The 16,844-nt window shown below is 63.7% G+C and carries 16 protein-coding genes and 1 pseudogene; 9 read left to right on the top strand and 8 right to left on the bottom strand.

Going from position 1 to position 16,844, the window contains the following annotated elements:
* Nucleotides 1-5: 5 nt before the first annotated feature.
* Complete coding sequence (folE, locus tag AC1VON_RS22525) at nucleotides 6-641, bottom strand: GTP cyclohydrolase I FolE (protein WP_056572284.1); 636 nt, start codon at nucleotides 639-641, stop codon at nucleotides 6-8.
* A gap of 240 nt (nucleotides 642-881) precedes the next feature.
* Here folE and AC1VON_RS22520 point away from each other — a divergent pair, with 240 nt between their 5' ends.
* Nucleotides 882-1,328: an iron-sulfur cluster assembly scaffold protein gene (locus AC1VON_RS22520; RefSeq protein ID WP_483124878.1), complete on the top strand. Its 447-nt coding sequence runs from the start codon at nucleotides 882-884 to the stop codon at nucleotides 1,326-1,328.
* Here AC1VON_RS22520 and AC1VON_RS22515 read toward each other — a convergent pair.
* Nucleotides 1,325-2,242: a LysR substrate-binding domain-containing protein gene (locus AC1VON_RS22515; RefSeq protein ID WP_483124877.1), complete on the bottom strand. Its 918-nt coding sequence runs from the start codon at nucleotides 2,240-2,242 to the stop codon at nucleotides 1,325-1,327. The two genes, AC1VON_RS22520 and AC1VON_RS22515, sit on opposite strands and share 4 nt — an antisense overlap.
* A gap of 90 nt (nucleotides 2,243-2,332) precedes the next feature.
* Here AC1VON_RS22515 and AC1VON_RS22510 point away from each other — a divergent pair, with 90 nt between their 5' ends.
* The 5 genes from AC1VON_RS22510 (at nucleotide 2,333) to AC1VON_RS22490 (ending at nucleotide 7,064) form a co-directional block, all read left to right on the top strand.
* Entirely contained in the window at nucleotides 2,333-2,491 is a 159-nt protein-coding gene (locus AC1VON_RS22510) for a hypothetical protein (protein WP_483124876.1), read from the top strand.
* Between the two features lie 85 nt (nucleotides 2,492-2,576).
* Nucleotides 2,577-2,951 (top strand): membrane protein insertion efficiency factor YidD, encoded by a 375-nt coding sequence (gene yidD / locus AC1VON_RS22505; RefSeq protein ID WP_172350267.1) that lies wholly within the window; start codon nucleotides 2,577-2,579, stop codon nucleotides 2,949-2,951.
* Between the two features lie 138 nt (nucleotides 2,952-3,089).
* A complete protein-coding gene (gene blaOXA / locus AC1VON_RS22500; protein WP_172350268.1) occupies nucleotides 3,090-3,908 on the top strand; it encodes a class D beta-lactamase in 819 nt (272 codons plus the stop codon).
* 149 nt (nucleotides 3,909-4,057) lie between these two features.
* Nucleotides 4,058-6,034: a threonine--tRNA ligase gene (thrS, locus tag AC1VON_RS22495; RefSeq protein WP_483124875.1), complete on the top strand. Its 1,977-nt coding sequence runs from the start codon at nucleotides 4,058-4,060 to the stop codon at nucleotides 6,032-6,034.
* Between the two features lie 85 nt (nucleotides 6,035-6,119).
* Nucleotides 6,120-7,064, top strand: coding sequence for a lysophospholipid acyltransferase family protein (locus tag AC1VON_RS22490; protein WP_483124874.1), 945 nt, complete (start codon nucleotides 6,120-6,122; stop codon nucleotides 7,062-7,064).
* Nucleotides 7,065-7,088: 24 nt separating this feature from the next.
* Here AC1VON_RS22490 and AC1VON_RS22485 read toward each other — a convergent pair whose 3' ends face one another.
* Nucleotides 7,089-8,051: a hypothetical protein gene (locus AC1VON_RS22485; RefSeq protein ID WP_172350271.1), complete on the bottom strand. Its 963-nt coding sequence runs from the start codon at nucleotides 8,049-8,051 to the stop codon at nucleotides 7,089-7,091.
* A 154-nt stretch (nucleotides 8,052-8,205) separates the two neighbouring features.
* Between AC1VON_RS22485 and AC1VON_RS22480 the strand changes: the two genes are divergently transcribed.
* Together AC1VON_RS22480 and AC1VON_RS22475 are read left to right on the top strand one after the other, a co-directional pair.
* On the top strand, nucleotides 8,206-8,790 hold the full coding sequence (locus AC1VON_RS22480; protein ID WP_483124873.1) for a nitroreductase family protein: 585 nt from the start codon (nucleotides 8,206-8,208) through the stop codon (nucleotides 8,788-8,790).
* Nucleotides 8,791-9,399 carry a flavin reductase family protein gene (locus tag AC1VON_RS22475; protein WP_172350273.1) on the top strand — a complete coding sequence of 203 codons (609 nt, stop codon included), beginning with the start codon at nucleotides 8,791-8,793 and terminating at the stop codon, nucleotides 9,397-9,399.
* 16 nt (nucleotides 9,400-9,415) lie between these two features.
* Here AC1VON_RS22475 and AC1VON_RS22470 read toward each other — a convergent pair whose 3' ends face one another.
* From AC1VON_RS22470 to AC1VON_RS22460, 3 genes and pseudogenes are all read right to left on the bottom strand, one after another.
* On the bottom strand, nucleotides 9,416-9,727 hold the full coding sequence (locus AC1VON_RS22470; RefSeq protein ID WP_483124872.1) for a hypothetical protein: 312 nt from the start codon (nucleotides 9,725-9,727) through the stop codon (nucleotides 9,416-9,418).
* A 184-nt stretch (nucleotides 9,728-9,911) separates the two neighbouring features.
* Nucleotides 9,912-10,793: an HpcH/HpaI aldolase/citrate lyase family protein gene (locus AC1VON_RS22465; protein WP_483124871.1), complete on the bottom strand. Its 882-nt coding sequence runs from the start codon at nucleotides 10,791-10,793 to the stop codon at nucleotides 9,912-9,914.
* A pseudogene (locus tag AC1VON_RS22460) lies at nucleotides 10,793-11,246 on the bottom strand (MaoC family dehydratase). The gene AC1VON_RS22465 and the pseudogene AC1VON_RS22460 overlap by 1 nt, the downstream one beginning before the upstream one ends.
* A 153-nt stretch (nucleotides 11,247-11,399) precedes the next feature.
* On the opposite strand from AC1VON_RS22460, the gene AC1VON_RS22455 reads away from it, so the two are divergent.
* Nucleotides 11,400-12,524, top strand: a complete 1,125-nt coding sequence (locus tag AC1VON_RS22455; RefSeq protein ID WP_483124870.1) for a DUF2336 domain-containing protein — start codon at nucleotides 11,400-11,402, stop codon at nucleotides 12,522-12,524.
* On the opposite strand, the gene AC1VON_RS22450 is transcribed toward AC1VON_RS22455, so the two are convergent.
* Together AC1VON_RS22450 and parE are read right to left on the bottom strand one after the other, a co-directional pair.
* Complete coding sequence (locus tag AC1VON_RS22450; RefSeq protein WP_483124869.1) at nucleotides 12,521-14,590, bottom strand: FUSC family protein; 2,070 nt, start codon at nucleotides 14,588-14,590, stop codon at nucleotides 12,521-12,523. The genes AC1VON_RS22455 and AC1VON_RS22450 overlap by 4 nt on opposite strands.
* Nucleotides 14,591-14,636: 46 nt before the next feature.
* Complete coding sequence (parE, locus tag AC1VON_RS22445; protein WP_172350278.1) at nucleotides 14,637-16,694, bottom strand: DNA topoisomerase IV subunit B; 2,058 nt, start codon at nucleotides 16,692-16,694, stop codon at nucleotides 14,637-14,639.
* Between the last annotated feature and the right edge of the window lie 150 nt (nucleotides 16,695-16,844).

The raw sequence follows: 16,844 nt of genomic DNA, 5'->3' as shown, positions 1-16,844 counted from the left end.
CGGGCTTACGCCCCGCCGCCGCGTACCATGGTGACAAAACGAACCTGCTCTTCGGGCGTATCCTTGAAGACGCCGGTGAAGGTGGAGGTGAGTGTGGTAGAACCCTGCTTGCGGATGCCGCGCATGGCCATGCACATGTGCTCGGCCTCGATCATCACGGCGACGCCGCGAGGGTTGAGCACGTCCTGGATGACGCCGGCGATCTGCGCGGTCAGCGCTTCCTGTGTCTGCAGGCGATGGGCGAAGATATCGACGACGCGCGCGATCTTGGACAGGCCGACAACCTTGCCGTCCGGCAGGTAACCGACATGGGCCTTGCCGATGATCGGCACCATGTGGTGCTCGCAATGCGAATGGAACTGGATGTCCTTGACGATGACGAGATCGTCGTAACCGGCGACCTCCTCGAAGGTGCGGCCGAGTTCCTCTGCCGGGCACATGTCGTAGCCACCGAACATCTCGCGGTAGGCCTTGGCCACGCGCTTGGGCGTGTCGATCAGCCCTTCGCGATCCGGATTGTCGCCGGTCCAACGCAGCAAGGTGCGCACCGCGGCCTCGACCTCGGCTTCGCTCGGCCGGTCGGTGACCGGCTTTTCCATATAAGCGGACTGGGGCATGAATTTCTTGATGACGGCATCCATAAAAGGCGTCTCCCGTAGTTCCTCTCCAAGGAGGAACGAGTTGAACGGACCACGACCTTTCGGTGTCGGAAACTCGCCCCGTTTCCAGCCCCGTAAGCGGCGTGAACTCCCCGGCCAGGACAGCGGCGCTCATCGCCTTGTCGTTACCGGACTGCCAGCATTATATAAGGTCGTAGCGAGCGAAAGGAAGACGCAGCAGCGGCAATCGCTGTTCGCTTGGCGGCGACGGATTGGAAAATTATGATCAACGACGTCTACAACGCGAAAATTCTCGGCTTTGCCGGAAACATCGAACGCATCGGGCGGCTCGACCATCCCGACGCGACCGCCAAGGCGCATTCCAAACTGTGCGGTTCGACCGTTACCGTCGACCTCAAGATGGAAGGCGGCGTGGTCACCGACTTCGCCCATGACGTGAAGGCCTGCGCGCTCGGCCAGGCATCGTCCTCGATCATGGCGCGGCATGTCGTCGGCGCGAGTGCCGAGGAATTACGCGCGGTGCGCGACACCATGCTGAAGATGCTGAAGGAAAATGGCGAGCCGCCGCAAGGACGCTTTGCCGACCTGAGGTACCTGGAGCCGGTGCGCGACTACAAGGCGCGCCATGCCTCCACCATGCTGACCTTCGACGCCGTGGTCGACGCCATCGGCCAGATCGAGAAGAAGCGCGCCGAAGAAGCGGCTTAGGCCTGCTCCTGCAGCTTGTGTCTGCTTTCTGCAAACTCGCCTCTTAACCAGTCGGCGAATGCGGCGGCCGGCTCCGACAGATCCCTCAGATTCCTGGCCACCAGCCAGTAGGCGCCCGACGCGACGTCGATGTCGAACGGCTTGATCAGCGCTCCGGATGCGACTTCCCCGCCGATCTGCAAGAGATCACCCAGTGCCACGCCATGCCCGAGCAGCGCGGCCTGCTTTGACAGCGAGGCATCCGCCAGCATCGGACCTCGCGCCGGCACGGCGTCGGCGGGCACGCCGGCGGCCTCGAACCAGCGCGCCCAGCCCTGGCGGTTTTCCTCGTGCAGAAGCGTGTAGCGGGCAAGGTCGATCGGCTTCTCGAGGGCAGGGCCTGAGGCGAGCAGCGCCGGCGACAGAACCGGGGAATCGACCGTCGAGGCAAGCCGCTCGGCCTGGCTGCGGGGCCACGAGGTGGCATGGGCGCTGAAGCGCAAGGCAAGTTCGGGCTGATCGCCGCGGAAATCGATCAGCCTTGGATCAACTTCCAGGGACACGTCGATATCGGGCCGCAATTGGCGGAATCGGTTGAGCCGGGGCACCAGCCATACGGATGCAAGCGACGGCTCGACACTGACACGAACCAGGGACTGCGCCGGGACCGCCACCAGTTCCGACAGCAGCCGGTCGATATCGTCAAAGCTTCTGACCAGTTGGGCAAGCAGCCGGCGGCCGGTATCGGTCAGTTCGACACGGCGATGATGGCGTTCGAACAGAGGCTGACGCAGGAAGGTCTCAAGCTCGCGGATCTGCCGGCTGATCGCCGCCTGGGAGACGAAAAGTTCCTCGGCGGCCCGGCTGAAACTCAGATGCCGCCCCGCCGCCTCAAAACTCCTCAATGCCGTCAACGGCAAGCGTCCGCGCTTCATTCGCATAACCCAGGATTATCCGAAGTGGAAATTATACTCGTTTGAAGGCCAAGGCCAGCGGCGGTCTAATCGCGTCAAAGGAGACCGACCATGAACCAGTTCCTCGACATCTTCGGCGATGTGATGCGGATCGCGACGTTCCAATGGCGTGACGAAAGGCGGCATACAAAGTGCGGCCAGGAGCCGATCCGCCCCGACCGCTGGGTGCCTCCGGTTGACCGGCAGCCGTTTCGCCGCTTCCGCCCATGACCGCACAGTGGAACAACGGGTGGGGATTGCGTTCTCCCGGCGAAGCTCACATCTATCGCGGGAAGAACGCGACACGGAGATTGCGGTGCACGACCCGCATGGGCATGCCCACACTGCCAGGCCGCCGGGACGCGGCCGCAACTGGCCCGGCCCGTGGCGCAAGACGCCTGGCCGTCTCTTCGGCACGTCGCTCGTGCGCCTCTACCAGCTGACGCTGTCCGGCTTTGTCGGCAATTCCTGCCGGCATCTGCCGACCTGTTCCGAATACGCGCATGAGGCGATCGCCCGCCATGGCCTGTGGGCCGGTGGCTGGATGGGCCTTTTTCGCGTGCTGCGTTGCGGGCCCTTCGGCACGCACGGCGTCGATTTGGTGCCGGAAGTGCTGGCGGATCGTTATGTCTGGTTCATGCCCTGGCGGTACTGGCGGATCGGCCGCAAGCGCGCCGAAACGAAGGCATGACCGCGCCGTCTCGGGCGCGCATGTTTACGATCCGGTAGGGTTAACGCAAGCCTGCACAAAGACTGCGCATTTGAGACAAAATCGAGACAAGAGACCTCGCTAAGCCCGCTCGCGAACACCCTTCTGGAGCGAGCATCAATGCGTAACATCGACCGTCTTCCCTTTATCCTGGCCGGAGTCCTGTTCCTGCTCGCCTGGCTGCTGGGGTTCCCGATGCGCGCGCAATCGGCGCCGCTTGGGGATGTGCACTGCACGCTGATCGCCGATGCGGCGACCGGCAAGACGCTTTACCAGGACGGGATCTGCGACCAGCGGTTCAGCCCGGCCTCGACGTTCAAGGTGCCGCTTTCGCTGATCGGCTACGACGCTGGTATCCTGAACGACGAGCACACGCCGACCTGGGATTACAAACCCGAATTCAATGCGGTGAAGCGTGACCAGAAGACCGTCGACCCGGTGATCTGGGAACGCGATTCGATCATCTGGTATTCCCGGGAGATCACCCGCCGGCTGGGCGGCGAGAAATTTGCCGGCTATGTATCGAAGCTCAACTATGGCAATGCCGACGTTTCAGGCAATCCCGGCAAGGATGACGGGCTCACGCGTTCCTGGGTCAACTCCTCGCTCAAGATCACGCCGGTTGAACAAGTTGCCTTCCTGCGGCAGTTGCTCGCTGGCAAGATGCCCGTATCGGCGAAGGCGCATGAGATGACACGCGCAATCATACCAAGCTTCAAGGCTGGCGGTTGGGCCGTTCAGGGCAAGACCGGCAGCACGAGGCTCGGCGAGGGCGGCAAGGACAAGCGCTCGCTCGGTTGGTTTGTCGGTTGGGCCCGGAAAGACGGACGCCAGATCGTGTTCGCCCGGCTGGTTGTCGACACCAATCGGACTGACATGCCGAAAGGGTTGGCGACCAGGGCTGCGTTCCTCAAGGATCTGCCGCAACTGATGAAGTAGGCTGGGCTTTACGGCGGCGGCATCTGCCCATAAAAGACTGCCGCCGCCGGACGCCTCCGGCCAACCTGATGCAGGTCGCAGCCGCAAGGCGCCGGTGACCTGCATTTTACCACCCGCGCTCGTTTGCGGGACTGGATAGGAGATACATGATGCTGAATTCCGTTTCCCTGACATTCCCCGATGGCTCCGTCCGCGACTACGACGCGGCGATGACCGGTGCCGGCCTCGCCGAATCGATCTCGAAGTCGCTGGCCAAGAAGGCCGTCGCCTATGCCATCGACGGCACCGTGCGCGACCTCGGCGACCCGCTCGGCAAATCCGGCAAGGTCGAGATCATCACTCGCGACGATGCGCGCGCCCTTGAGCTTATCCGTCACGACACCGCCCATGTGCTGGCGGAAGCCGTGCAGGAATTGTGGCCGGGAACGCAGGTGACCATCGGGCCGGTGATCGAGAACGGATTCTATTACGACTTCGCCCGCAACGAGCCGTTCACGCCGGATGATTTTCCGGTGATCGAGAAGAAGATGCGCGAGATCATCGCGCGCAACAAGCCGTTCACCAAGGAGGTCTGGTCGCGCGACAGGGCCAAGAAGGTGTTCGCCGACAAGGGCGAGCGCTACAAGCTCGAACTGATCGACGCCATTCCCGAAGACCAGGATCTCAAGATCTACGCCCAGGGCGACTGGTTCGATCTCTGCCGCGGTCCGCACATGGCTTCGACCGGCCAGATCGGCAACGCCTTCAAGTTGATGAAGGTGGCCGGCGCCTATTGGCGTGGCGATTCGAACAACCCGATGCTGACGCGCATCTACGGCACGGCCTGGGCCGACCAGGCGCAGCTTGATGCCTACCAGACGATGCTGGAGGAGGCCGAGAAGCGCGACCATCGCAAGCTTGGCCGCGAGATGGACCTGTTCCATTTCCAGGAAGAAGGGCCGGGCGTCGTCTTCTGGCACGCCAAGGGCTGGAAGATGTTCCAGAACCTGGTCAACTACATGCGCCGCCGGCTCGACGAGCAGGGCTACCAGGAGGTCAACGCTCCGCAGGTGCTCGACAAGAGCCTGTGGGAAACGTCAGGCCACTGGGGCTGGTATCGTGACGCCATGTTCAAGGTGACGGTTGCCGGCGATGACACCGACGACGATCGCGTTTTCGCGTTGAAGCCGATGAACTGTCCGGGCCATGTGCAGATTTTCAAGCATGGGTTGAAATCCTATCGAGATCTGCCCGTAAAACTTGCCGAATTCGGCAATGTACATCGCTACGAACCATCAGGGGCGCTGCACGGGCTGATGCGCGTGCGCGGCTTCACGCAGGACGATGCGCACATCTTCTGCACCGAGGAGCAACTGGCGTCGGAATGCCTGCGCATCAACGACCTGATCCTGTCGACCTATGCCGATTTCGGCTTCGACGAGATCAGCGTGAAGCTGTCGACGCGGCCGGACAAGCGTGTCGGCACCGACGAGGCGTGGGACCACGCCGAGGCGATCATGAGCAGCGTGCTGGAGACGATCAGGACCAGATCCGGCAATCGGATCAAGACTTCGATCAATCCGGGCGAGGGCGCCTTCTACGGGCCGAAGTTCGAATATGTGCTGAAGGATGCCATCGGCCGCGAATGGCAGTGCGGCACGACGCAGGTCGACTTCAACCTGCCGGAACGCTTCGGCGCCTTCTACATCGGCTCTGATTCGGAGAAGAAGCAGCCCGTCATGGTGCACCGCGCCATCTGCGGCTCGATGGAGCGCTTCCTCGGCATCCTGATCGAGAACTATTCCGGTCACTTCCCGCTGTGGTTCGCGCCGCTGCAGGTGGTGGTGGCGACGATCACGTCCGACGCCGACGGCTATGCGACCGAGGTGGTGGCAAAACTCAAGGCCGCAGGGCTGTCGGCCGAGGCCGACCTGCGCAACGAGAAGATCAACTACAAGGTCCGCGAACACAGCCTGGCCAAGGTTCCGGTCATCCTCGTCTGCGGCAAGCGCGAGGCGGAAGAGCAGACGGTCAACATGCGCCGGCTTGGATCGCGTGATCAGGAGTCGCTGGGCCTTGCCCAGGCAATCGATCGGCTGACCGAAGAAGCGATCACGCCCGATCGCCGGCGCAAGCGCGCCGCCTGATTTGAGCAGCATCCCTGATGGTGGCGGTGGAGCGATCCACCGCCATTTTCATATCCCTGTCACGCCGATCTTGTAACGAGCCCCTATGCTCAAGCTGAAATTGCGCGAACGGTCCTTTCCCGAACTTTCCTACGCCAATCCGCACCAGCCGGTGCTGGCGCGGTGGTTCATTCATTCCGTCGAAGGCCTTTCCGGCCGCGATCGCTTTGCGGCACTCTACGATTTCTGGCGCCGAGAGGTCGTACCGACCGGCGAGCGCGTGTTCAGCCGCATGCTCGACCTGATCGATGTCGGCGTGCGAACCGCCGATCAATGGCCGCCCGCACAATTGCCCGATACGCCGCTGGTGATCGTTGCCAACCATCCCTTCGGCATTGGCGACGGCATTGCGGTACTCTCACTGGCCGAGCAGCTCGGGCGGCCCTTCCGGGTGATGATCCACAAGGATCTGCTCAGGATTCGCGAGATGGAGCCCTATTCGCTGCCGATCGACTTTTCCGAGACCAAGGAAGCGCTGAAGAACAATATGGCGGTGCGCCATGAAGCGGTGCGGCTGCTCAAGGAAGGTGTCACCATCGTGGTGTTCCCGGCCGGCGGCGTTGCCACCGCGCCGAAAGGGTTCGGCCGGGCGCGCGACCTGCCGTGGAAGATGTTTCCCGCCCGCCTCGTCCAGGAAGCGAAGGCGTCGGTCGTTCCCATGCATTTTTCCGGGCAGAACGGCAGGCTGTTCCACCTGGTCAGCGGACCCATGAACATGGCCGAGCGCGACGGCCGGGTGGCCAAATTCGTCGGCAAGGCCTCGCTGACATTGCGCACGTCGCTGCTCATCCGCGAATTCGCACGACTGTCCGGCAAGGCGATCGACGTGCGCGTCGGCGATGTGCTGAGCTGGAGTGAACTGGAGCCGCTGCGCGACCGCAAGGCATTGCTCGACCGTCTTTACCGCGGCGTGTTCGACCTGGCGCCACAGCTGCCGCGCCGCCGGATTCCCTTCCTGCCGGCACGGATAAAGCTAAAGCTGGCGGCCTGAAATCGGGGAATAGGCCGTAGAAGGCTAATCCGCGCCTTCTTCCGGATCCATCGCCGCCGCCTCGGTCGCCAGGACCTCGATCTCCTGGTTCTGTCCGGCCACGACCGTGAAATCCTTCTGGTAGATGCGGTCGCGGTTCTTGGCGATGATGGTGTAGTCGCCCTCGGCAAGCACCATCGAGGCGAAGGCGCCGACGGTCTCCTTGATCGGATCGCCGGATTCGTTGAGCAGCGACCAGGACGTGTCGGCGATCGCTTCACCGCCCGTTTCGCGCACCAGCTTCATCGTGATCTCAGCGGCGTGATGCTCGACGGTGGCCTCGGTCAGCTTGCCGGCCTCGACGCGGATGTCGGAGCGGATCACCGCGTTGACCGCGCCATAGGTCGAGACGACGTGGTAGATGCCGGCATTGAGCCGCACGACGCTATTGGGCTCGACATCGGGAATGATCAGCGCGCGGTCGCCATTGGCCTCGGCGGTGCCCTCATAGATCGAGAAGCGCAGTTTTTTCGGGGGAATGCGCACGCCGCCGGACAGAACCGCGTCGAGCTTCAGGCCACCGGCGTCGAGCACCAGGCTTTCCCGTTTGGCTTCCTTGCCGACAGTGATGCGCTTGGTGGCGCCGGCGCGGCCATAGGAGGCATGGACCAGATAGCTGCCGGGCTCGAGCTGGAAGACGGCACTGCCGCCATGGGCGGAGGCGACCATCGGCAATTTGCCGTTGACGGGTTCGGGCTTGAAGACACGCCAGACGAGGCCACGGGTGATGTCGGTGCCCTTGTCGGTCAGCTGGGCCGACAAAGTGATGGCGCCACCGCCGCCAAGCGCCAGCGGGGCTTCGGTCCTGGGCGTCGCATAGCTCGAAATCCCGGGGAGTTTCAGGTCGCTGACGCCGTCCTTTTCCTGCGCGGCAGCCAAGGAGACCGGCAGCAGGAACAGCGCGGCGCAGAGCCAAACCAGGAAAAGACGCAGTCGCCCCTCAAACATGCCTTGCGTTGAAGCCCATGGCGGTGGCAATTTCAAGGCTTAAGAGTCCGATCCACGACTCTTCAGCCCGGCGCTCGCGCGCCTTTGCCCGAGCCGCCCGAATTCCCGATGGTGCGCTTCAGCTCAAAACAGAGTGTCTAGGAGACTTGCGCCCATGGCGTCGCCGATCATCGACTTCCTGCTGACCCGAAATTCAGCACCGATTCCGGACCTCAAGGAGCCGGCGCCCAGTGACGCCGATATCGCGACGATGATCGCCGCCGCAGCGCGCGTGCCCGACCATGGCCGGCTCGAGCCCTGGCGCTTCATCCTCTATCGCGGCGATGTCCGTATCGAGATCGGCAGGAAGCTCGCGGAGCTCGCCGAACAGCGGGAAGGGCCGTTGCCCGAGGGCCGCCGCAACCAGGAGCTGGCGCGCTTTTCCCGGGCGCCGCTGGTGATCGGCGTGGTGTCCGTGCCGAAAGAGAATCCCAAGATCCCGCAATGGGAAATGTTCCTGTCCGGCGGCATGGCGGCGATGAACCTGATAATCGCGGCCAATGCGCTGGGCTATGGCACCAACATGATCAGCAACTGGTATTCCGACGTGCCCGAGGGCAGGGCGATCCTCGGACTGGCGCCGCAGGAGCGCGTCGTCGGTTTCATCCATATCGGCTCTTATGCCGGCCGGGCGCCGGAGCGGCCACGGCCCGACCCGGCCAAGCTCTACGCCGATTACTCAGGACCCTGGGCGGGCTGAATGTTCTACGAGCCGTCCAAGGGGCATGGGCTGCCGCACGATCCGTCGAAGGCGATCGTGGCGCCGCGCCCGATCGGCTGGATATCGACGCTGAACAAGGCGGGCGAGATCAATCTCGCGCCATACTCCTTCTTCAATGCGGTTTCGACACGGCCTTTCATCGTCTGGTTCTCGTCGGAAGGAGAGAAGGACAGCGCCTCCTTTGCCCAGGAGACCGGCGAGTTCGTCGCCAACCTTGTCAGCCGCGATCTTGCGGAGAAGATGAACTACACATCCGTCAACGCGCCGCCTGGCGTCAACGAGTTCGTCTATGCCGATCTCGCCATGGCGCCTTCGCGTCTCGTCAGGCCGCCCCGTGTGGCGGCAGCGCCTGCCGCGCTGGAATGCCGGGTGACGGAAGTCTTCCGTCCAAGGGCGTTGGACGGAACGCCAACCAGCGCTGTCGTGGTCGCCGGCGAGGTGGTTGGCGTGCACATTGACGATGCCTTCCTGAAAGACGGCCTGTTCGACATCGCCAAGGCCGGGAATGTGGCTCGTCTCGGTTACATGGATTACGCCAGCGTCAATGAGGTCTTTTCGATGCGCCGGCCACGCTGGGGCAAGGAGTAGGCTCCAGGCTGGCCGTTCAGCGGGCCTTGACGGGGTTCATTTTCCGTCGGGCTGTCGTGACGGCCCTGATATAGCCGGGATCTCCGATCCGAATGCTTCCGTCGGGAAGGCCGAGTATGCGGTCGAGAGCGATCTCGTAGAGCCTGACGCGTTTCTCCAGGACTTCGATCGCGACCTCCATATCGGCGTCGCTGCCGCCGGCGATCGCCTTGGCGACGACATCATGCGTGGCCAAGCCGAACTGCATGACGATGTCGGCGACACCCTCCGGATCGAAGGTTCTGAAAGTGCCGTCTTCGACACCTTGCCGGATGATCTTGACCAGCAAGGGTGAAAACGACGCGCTGGCCGCCAGGTTGATGTCGCGGTCTCGATCCTGGCCCGTCGCGACTGGGAGAGCAGGCCGTTCAGACTGCCAAGTGGGTCGAGGCCGGGATCGTCGAGCACGCCCTGAACCCCAGCCAGTGCCTGTCTCGCGAAACGGTCGGCCAATGCTTCCAGAAGGGAAGCGGTCAGGCGGAAATGCCTGCCGCCCTCGCGCGTGCAAGCAGCCTTTCAGCCAGCCGCAGATGCGGGCGGTCGTACATCTTGCCGTCGATTCCGACGACGCCGGGATTTCCGGCCGCCTCGAACGCCGCGACGATTGCCGCCGATTGTTTAACCGCCTCGGCCGAGGGCGTGAAGGCGGCGTTGATGACCGGCACCTGGTCGGGATGGATCGCCATCTTGCCGGTGAAGCCGTCTCGCTCGGCCTCCGCGCATTCAGCGGCGAATGCCGCCATGTCGCGAAAATTCGGGAACACGGTGTCGATCGCGGCGACCTCGGCGGCTCCGGCCGCCAGGATAGTCGTCAGGCGGGCGTGGCGGAACACATCGGTGTAGCGACCCTGCTCGTCGCGGGTGGAGCGTGCGCCGATCGCCGCCGACAGGTCTTCCGCGCCCCAGGTCAAACCGGCGAGCCGCGCACTTGCACCGGCATAGGTCGCGGCGGCGAGTATTCCCGCCGGGGTTTCGGTGATGATCGGCAGGATCCCGACCGAGCCGTCGGGCAGGCCGTTCTCCGCCTCCCGAACCCTGAGCTTTGCCGAGAGGTGCTGCACATCCTGGCCGCTGTTGGACTTGGGCAGCATGATGCCGTCCGGTCTTGCCGCAACGAGCGCGGCAAGATCGTCGTCCGTCAATCCGGTCGAGAGGTCATTGACCCTGACATAGATGGCCGGGGTGGTTTGGCCCCAGCGTTCGACGATAAAGCGTGCGGCGACCGCGCGCGCCGCCGCCTTGTTCCGCGGCGCCACGGAATCCTCGAGATCGACGATCACCACGTCGGCGCCGGCGCCGAACCCCTTTTCCAGCTTGCGCTCGGAATCGCCGGGAACGAACAGCAGCGAACGCATCAGGCGGCCTTCTTCAGCATCATCGCTTGCCTGATGCATTTGGCGACGAGGTCGCCATGCTGATTGTAGGCGCGGTGCTCGAATTCGACGATGCCGCGGTCGGGCTTAGACTTGGACTCGCGTACCGAGACGACGGAGGTTTCGACACGGATGGTGTCGCCGTGGAAGACCGGATGCGGAAACACGGTTTCCTTCATGCCGAGATTGGCGACCGTCGTGCCGACCGTGATGTCATTGACCGAAATGCCGATCATCAGGCCAAGCGTGAACAGCGAGTTGACCAGCGGCTTGCCCCATTCGCTCTTGGCGGCGAAGTCGAAGTCGATATGCAGCGGCTGCGGGTTCAATGTCATCACCGAAAACAGCATGTTGTCGCTCTCGGTGACGGTCTTGCGCAGCGTGTGTTGGAAGACGTGGCCGACGACGAATTCCTCGAAGATATAGCCCGGCCATTTGCTGTTTCCTCCGCTGTCTGACGGTTGATAGGCGCTGCATTCGGCAGTCGCAAGCCAGTTAATGAACATGGTGAACCGTTCGTAAACCATTTCTGCCTACCGTCTTCACCGGGGCCGGAAATCTTCTGGCAAGGGGCATAAGCAGGCGGGCATGGTTGTTGTTTCGCATTTCCTGAAGTGGATCTATACGGCCAGGGTGTCCGAGCGTGCCGCCGCGGCCAACGCGCTGGCCCGGGCCTATGTCAATTCCGAACTGCCGTTCGAGGATCGCTGCGCCGCGGAAGCCGCGCTGACGCTGCTGCTCGACGATGCGTCATCGAAAGTGCGGCTGGCAATGGCCGAAGCGCTCTCCATGAGCCATCACGCGCCGCTGCAGATCATCAGCGCGCTGGCTTCCGACCAGCCTGAAGTCGCTGGTGTCGTGCTGGCGCGCTCACCGCTGCTCACCGACGCCGATCTGATCAACCGCGTGGCGGCGAGTCAGAAGGCAACGCAGAAGCTGATCGCCGACCGTCCGCTCGTCTCGATGGCGCTGTCGGCGGCCATCGCCGAGATCGGCGAGGCGGAAGCCTGCGCGGTGCTGCTGGCCAACAGTGGCGCCGACATCGCTTCCCTCAGTTTCCGCCGCATGGCGGAACGCCACGGGCACCTGCCTCAGGTACGCGAGGCACTGATATCGGATGCACGCCTGCCTGCCGACTGCCGGCATATGCTGTTGGTCAAGCTTGGCGAAACACTGAAGACATCGCCACTGGTCATGGCATTGATGGGCGCCGCGCGTGCCGACCGCGTCATGCGGGACGCTTGCGTCAAAGCCTCGGTCACGCTGATCGAGGGCACACGCCAGGAAGAACACGCGGCGCTGATCGAGCATCTCAGGCTGCGCGGCGATCTCACCGCAAGCTTCCTTATCCGCACCATCGCGCATGGCAAGGTCGATTTCTTCGGCTCGACGCTGGTGGCACTCGGCCAGCAGTCTGAACAGCGCGTGAGGGCGCTGCTGGCGGGCGGGCACGATGTCGCCTTGCAGGCCCTGTTCCGCGGTGCCGGCCTTGCCGCCGCCACGCATGCGATCATCCTGCGTGCGCTGAAAATCTGGCGGGAAGTCGCCAATGGCAAGCGCGTCGCCGGCGTGCAGGAAGTCAGCTGGCTGATGCTCAAGGAACTGGGCGGGCAATCCGCGGAAGGCGATCTCGCCGCTTTGGTCAAGTCGATCCATCTTGATGCTCTGCGCGAGAATGCACGCGGCCATGCGCTGGCGATCGCCGCCGCCTAGCCTTTATCCCTGGCGAAGAAATCCGGGAAATCCTCCATCGCCGCAGCGATAATACGCAGTGATGCCGCGATCTGCAGCGAGTCCCCGTTGGCGTTCCGCTGGGCTATGCCCGCCGCATATTGCCGGGCCACGGCGACAGTTGCTGTCCGCGGGTCACCGGGCGCGCGGAAAAGCAGTTCGCGCGCCAGCCCCCTCAGGAAGTTGGCGACCGAAAGTGCGGTTTCGGACGGGATGGCGTGGTTCTGGCTTGCGCTGCGCAACCGCAGGATCTCCAGACCGACCGTGACTGCGGCAACGCCACCACCCAGAACCGCTTCGCCCTTCCTGCCGGAATTCTGCACCAGCGGCATCAACTGGTTGATCCGGTCATAGGCGAGGCTCTCGAAGGCCGATCGCCTCGGCACGCGCTCGTGCAGGCAAAGTCGAGCCAGATCCTCGCGCATGGCCCGCACGATGCGGCTGGCCGCGAGCCACGGATCGGCGGGGAGCACGACGACGAAGACCCCGATCGCCAGCAGGATACCGACCAGGATCGACGCCGAGCCGGCAAGGAAGGGGCCAGGAGCATAGGTCATCGCCTGATGCGGACTGAGGAAGGCGAGAAAATTGATGGCGAAGGCAGTCGCCACGCCGACATAGCGCGGATTGGCCATGGCGAGCGCCGCCGGCACCAATATGGGCACGACAAAAAGCGTGAACCAGCCAAAACCAGGCAGGGCGGGAAGCGCGATCTGGCCGACGAGAAAGGCAAAGGGCAAAGCGAGCAGGGTGCCCTTGAAGAAGCCCCAGGATACCTGCACGGGGTCGGGGCGAGCGGCAAACAGGCTCGACACGACGGCAACCAGGATGACGGTGCCTGCCGCTTCCGACCATTTCGTCGTCAGCCAGAATGCGGCGACCAGCAATGTGGCAAGGGCCGCGCGGACGGCGTTACGTGCCGCTCCAGGATAGTCGCGATGCACCACGAGGGCGGGTTGCCGCCTGGCGCGACCTTGGCGGCGCGTGGCTGGCGAGCGCAGGGCATCCAGACCGCGCAGCACCTGTTTCAGCGCCTCGGCGAAATCGGCGGCGATGGTGAGGCGGGTGATGGTGCCGACCCTGTCATCACCCTGGTCGACCGAGGCATCGGGCATTCGCCTGGCTTTGGCCGAGATCGCGTCGAGCCGTGCCACCCAGGGCGCGGTATCATCCAACGCGCCGGGTTTGGCCGCCAGTTCACTGACAAGCACTTGCAACTCCGAGCGTACCGGAATGAGCGCGGCGTTCTTCGGAGCGGCGTGCGAATACAGCACACGTGCCGCCGAGAGAGCCGAGAGCAGCTGTCCGATGGTGAGCCGGACCGGATGGGCGCGGGGCGCGAAGCTCGCTGCCTCGAGCCTGGCATAGGCGCGCATCTCGCCAAGCGTCTGGGTGTCGGCGACAAGCTTGCGGTGCAGTCCGATGAGCGTTGCCCGATCGCCGCCGGAGAACGCACCGCCGGCATAGATGGCGAGGTCGAGAATGCAGCGTTTCAGCCGCGAGATGATGGCGTCGCTGGCCAGTTTCGGCAGAATCAGCCGGCTGGTCAGGCCGGCGCAGACGATACCGAGTACGATCTCGGCACAGCGCGCGACTGCAAGGTCGACGACAAGGTGCGGTTGCCCGAAGGCGGGCAGGCCGATGATCATGGCCGTGTAGCCGGCCAGGGCCGCGCCATAGGCTTCCGGGTTGCGCAGCAGCGAGGAGACGAAGGTGCAGATGCCGATCCAGACGGCCAGCACCGTCACCAGCACCCAGGGGCCGGTACCAAAGATCGTGGTGATGCCGATCGCGGCGACGCCACCGGCGAGCGTGCCGAGCAGGCGGTAAAAACCCTTCGCCAGCACCATGCCGGCAACAGGCTGGGCGACAATGAATACCGTCATCATCGCCCATTGCGGGTGATCGAGCTGTAGCGCATAGGCGGCGAGAAGCGCGATAAGCCCGGCCGAAACGGTGCGCAGGGCGAAAATCCAGTCCGAGTGCGTCGGCTGTGTCAGTCCGGCCAAGCTTGTCTCGAAATAGGCCTTCAGCCGTGCCCGGGTCACATGATCGTCTCCGCAACTGGAGCCGGTGTTATGGACCGGGTGGCGCTTAGATATCCAGCACTTCCGTCTCCGCGAATTCGGCGCGTTCCTGAATGAAGCGGAAGCGGGCTTCCGGCTTGGTGCCCATCAGCGCGTCGACCGCTTCCTTGGTCGCGGCTTCGGCGTCGATCACGTCGACCCTGAGCAGCGTGCGCTTCCTCGGGTCCATGGTGGTCTCCTTGAGCTGCGAGGCCATCATTTCGCCCAGGCCCTTGAAGCGACCAAGCTCGACCTTGCCGCGCCCGGTGAATTCGGTGCGCAGGAGCTCGTCCTTGTGCGCGTCGTCGCGGGCATAGGCAACCTTGCCGCCTTGCCTGATCGAGTAGAGCGGCGGCACCGCCAGATACAGATGGCCGCCACGCACCAGCGCCGGCATTTCCTGGTAGAAGAAGGTGATCAGCAGCGAGGCGATGTGGGCGCCGTCGACGTCGGCGTCGGTCATGATGATGACGCGGTCGTAGCGCAAATCCTCGTCGCGGTACTTTGAGCGTGTGCCGCAGCCGAGCGCCTGGATCAGGTCCGATATCTGCTGATTGGCGGCGAGCTTGTCGTTGCCGGCGCTGGCGACGTTGAGGATTTTTCCGCGCAATGGCAGTACTGCCTGGCTGGCACGGTCGCGCGCCTGTTTGGCCGAGCCGCCGGCCGAGTCACCTTCCACGATGAACAGTTCGGCACCGGCCGCAGCGTTCTGCGTGCAGTCGGCGAGCTTGCCGGGCAGGCGCAGCTTGCGCACCGCGCTCTTGCGCGACACTTCCTTTTCCTGGCGCCGGCGCACCCGCTCGTCGGCGCGCGCGATCACCCATTCCAAGAGCTTGGAGGCTTCCTGCGGATTGTCGGCCAGCCAATGGTCGAATGGATCACGGATCGCGGTCTCGACAATGCGGATGGCTTCGATCGTCGCCAACCTGTCCTTGGTCTGGCCGACGAATTCAGGCTCGCGGATGAACACCGACAGCATGCCCGCCGCCGAGATCATGACGTCTTCGGAGGTGACGATCGAGGCGCGCTTGTTGCCGACCAGATCGGCATGGGCGCGCAGGCCCCGGGTCAGCACGTTGCGGAAGCCGGCCTCGTGGGTGCCGCCTTCGCCGGTCGGGATGGTGTTGCAGTAGGAATTGATGAAGCCGTCGCCGCCGAACCACGTCACCGCCCATTCGAGCGAGCCATGGCCGCCTTGCTTTTCGCTTTTTCCCGCGAAGATTTCGCGGGTGACCTGAAAGTCGTCGCCGAGCGATGCCTTGAGATAGTCCTTCAGGCCGCCAGGGAAATGGAACTCCGCCTTGGCCGGCGTCTGGTCCTTTTCCTTGATCAGTGAGGGGTCGCAGGTCCAGCGGATTTCCACGCCGCCAAACAGATAGGCTTTCGAGCGCGTCATGCGGTAGAGCCGCGCCGGTTCGAAGGCCGCGCCCTTGCCGAAGATCTGCTCGTCGGGATGGAAGCGGATTTTCGTTCCGCGCCGGTTGTGGATCTCGCCAAGCTGCTCCAGGCCGCTTACCGGAATGCCACGCGAAAAGCGCTGGCGGTAGAGCTGGCGGCCACGCGCGACCTCGACCTCGAGATGATCCGACAGCGCGTTGACCACGGAAACGCCGACACCATGCAGACCGCCGGAGGTTTCATAGACCTTGGAGTCGAATTTGCCGCCCGAATGCAGCGTCGTCATGATGACTTCGAGCGCCGGCTTCTTGAATTTCGGATGTGGATCGACCGGGATGCCGCGGCCATTGTCGGTAACGGTCAGAAACCCGTCGGCCGAAAGCTCGACATCGATGAAGGTGGCATGGCCGGCAACCGCCTCGTCCATCGAATTGTCGATGACCTCGGCGAACAGATGGTGCATCGCCTTGTCGTCGGTGCCGCCAATATACATGCCTGGCCGGCGACGCACCGGCTCCAAGCCCTCGAGCACCTCGATATCGGCGGCGCTGTAGCCCTCGCTGCCGTCCTTGGTCGCTGCGGGGCGCTTGGCCGCCGCCTGCACAAGGGGATCCGCCGGCCGCGCCGGTGTGCGAACCGGCTGCGGCTGCTTGTCCATATTGCCGAAGAGATCGTTATTGTCGTCCATGCCTGCCATAGGGTCCGGTGCTGCGAATCACTCGCCGATACTGCCACGCTTTTCAGCGCCAAGCGACGGAGGTTCCTGTTACGTTCGGGGATTTGACCCCTCTTACCTTAAAACCATTCGATAACCAAGCGGGCGGAAATAGGTCCGATG

The sequence above is a fragment of the Mesorhizobium sp. HAY1-8B genome, assembly GCF_056868045.1.
Note: the sequence above shows the minus strand (reverse complement) of the source record. Positions and strands in the feature narration are given on the sequence as shown.

Coding starts and splice junctions, on each gene's coding strand:
- parE (WP_172350278.1), bottom strand. CDS start 16,694: ATGGACGACAATAACGATCTCTTCGGCAATATGGACAAGCAGCCGCAG.
- thrS (WP_483124875.1), top strand. CDS start 4,058: ATGCTGAATTCCGTTTCCCTGACATTCCCCGATGGCTCCGTCCGCGAC.
- folE (WP_056572284.1), bottom strand. CDS start 641: ATGGATGCCGTCATCAAGAAATTCATGCCCCAGTCCGCTTATATGGAA.
- blaOXA (WP_172350268.1), top strand. CDS start 3,090: ATGCGTAACATCGACCGTCTTCCCTTTATCCTGGCCGGAGTCCTGTTC.
- AC1VON_RS22490 (WP_483124874.1), top strand. CDS start 6,120: ATGCTCAAGCTGAAATTGCGCGAACGGTCCTTTCCCGAACTTTCCTAC.
- AC1VON_RS22515 (WP_483124877.1), bottom strand. CDS start 2,242: ATGAAGCGCGGACGCTTGCCGTTGACGGCATTGAGGAGTTTTGAGGCG.
- AC1VON_RS22480 (WP_483124873.1), top strand. CDS start 8,206: ATGGCGTCGCCGATCATCGACTTCCTGCTGACCCGAAATTCAGCACCG.
- AC1VON_RS22520 (WP_483124878.1), top strand. CDS start 882: ATGATCAACGACGTCTACAACGCGAAAATTCTCGGCTTTGCCGGAAAC.
- AC1VON_RS22475 (WP_172350273.1), top strand. CDS start 8,791: ATGTTCTACGAGCCGTCCAAGGGGCATGGGCTGCCGCACGATCCGTCG.
- AC1VON_RS22485 (WP_172350271.1), bottom strand. CDS start 8,051: ATGTTTGAGGGGCGACTGCGTCTTTTCCTGGTTTGGCTCTGCGCCGCG.
- AC1VON_RS22510 (WP_483124876.1), top strand. CDS start 2,333: ATGAACCAGTTCCTCGACATCTTCGGCGATGTGATGCGGATCGCGACG.
- AC1VON_RS22465 (WP_483124871.1), bottom strand. CDS start 10,793: ATGCGTTCGCTGCTGTTCGTTCCCGGCGATTCCGAGCGCAAGCTGGAA.
- AC1VON_RS22455 (WP_483124870.1), top strand. CDS start 11,400: ATGGTTGTTGTTTCGCATTTCCTGAAGTGGATCTATACGGCCAGGGTG.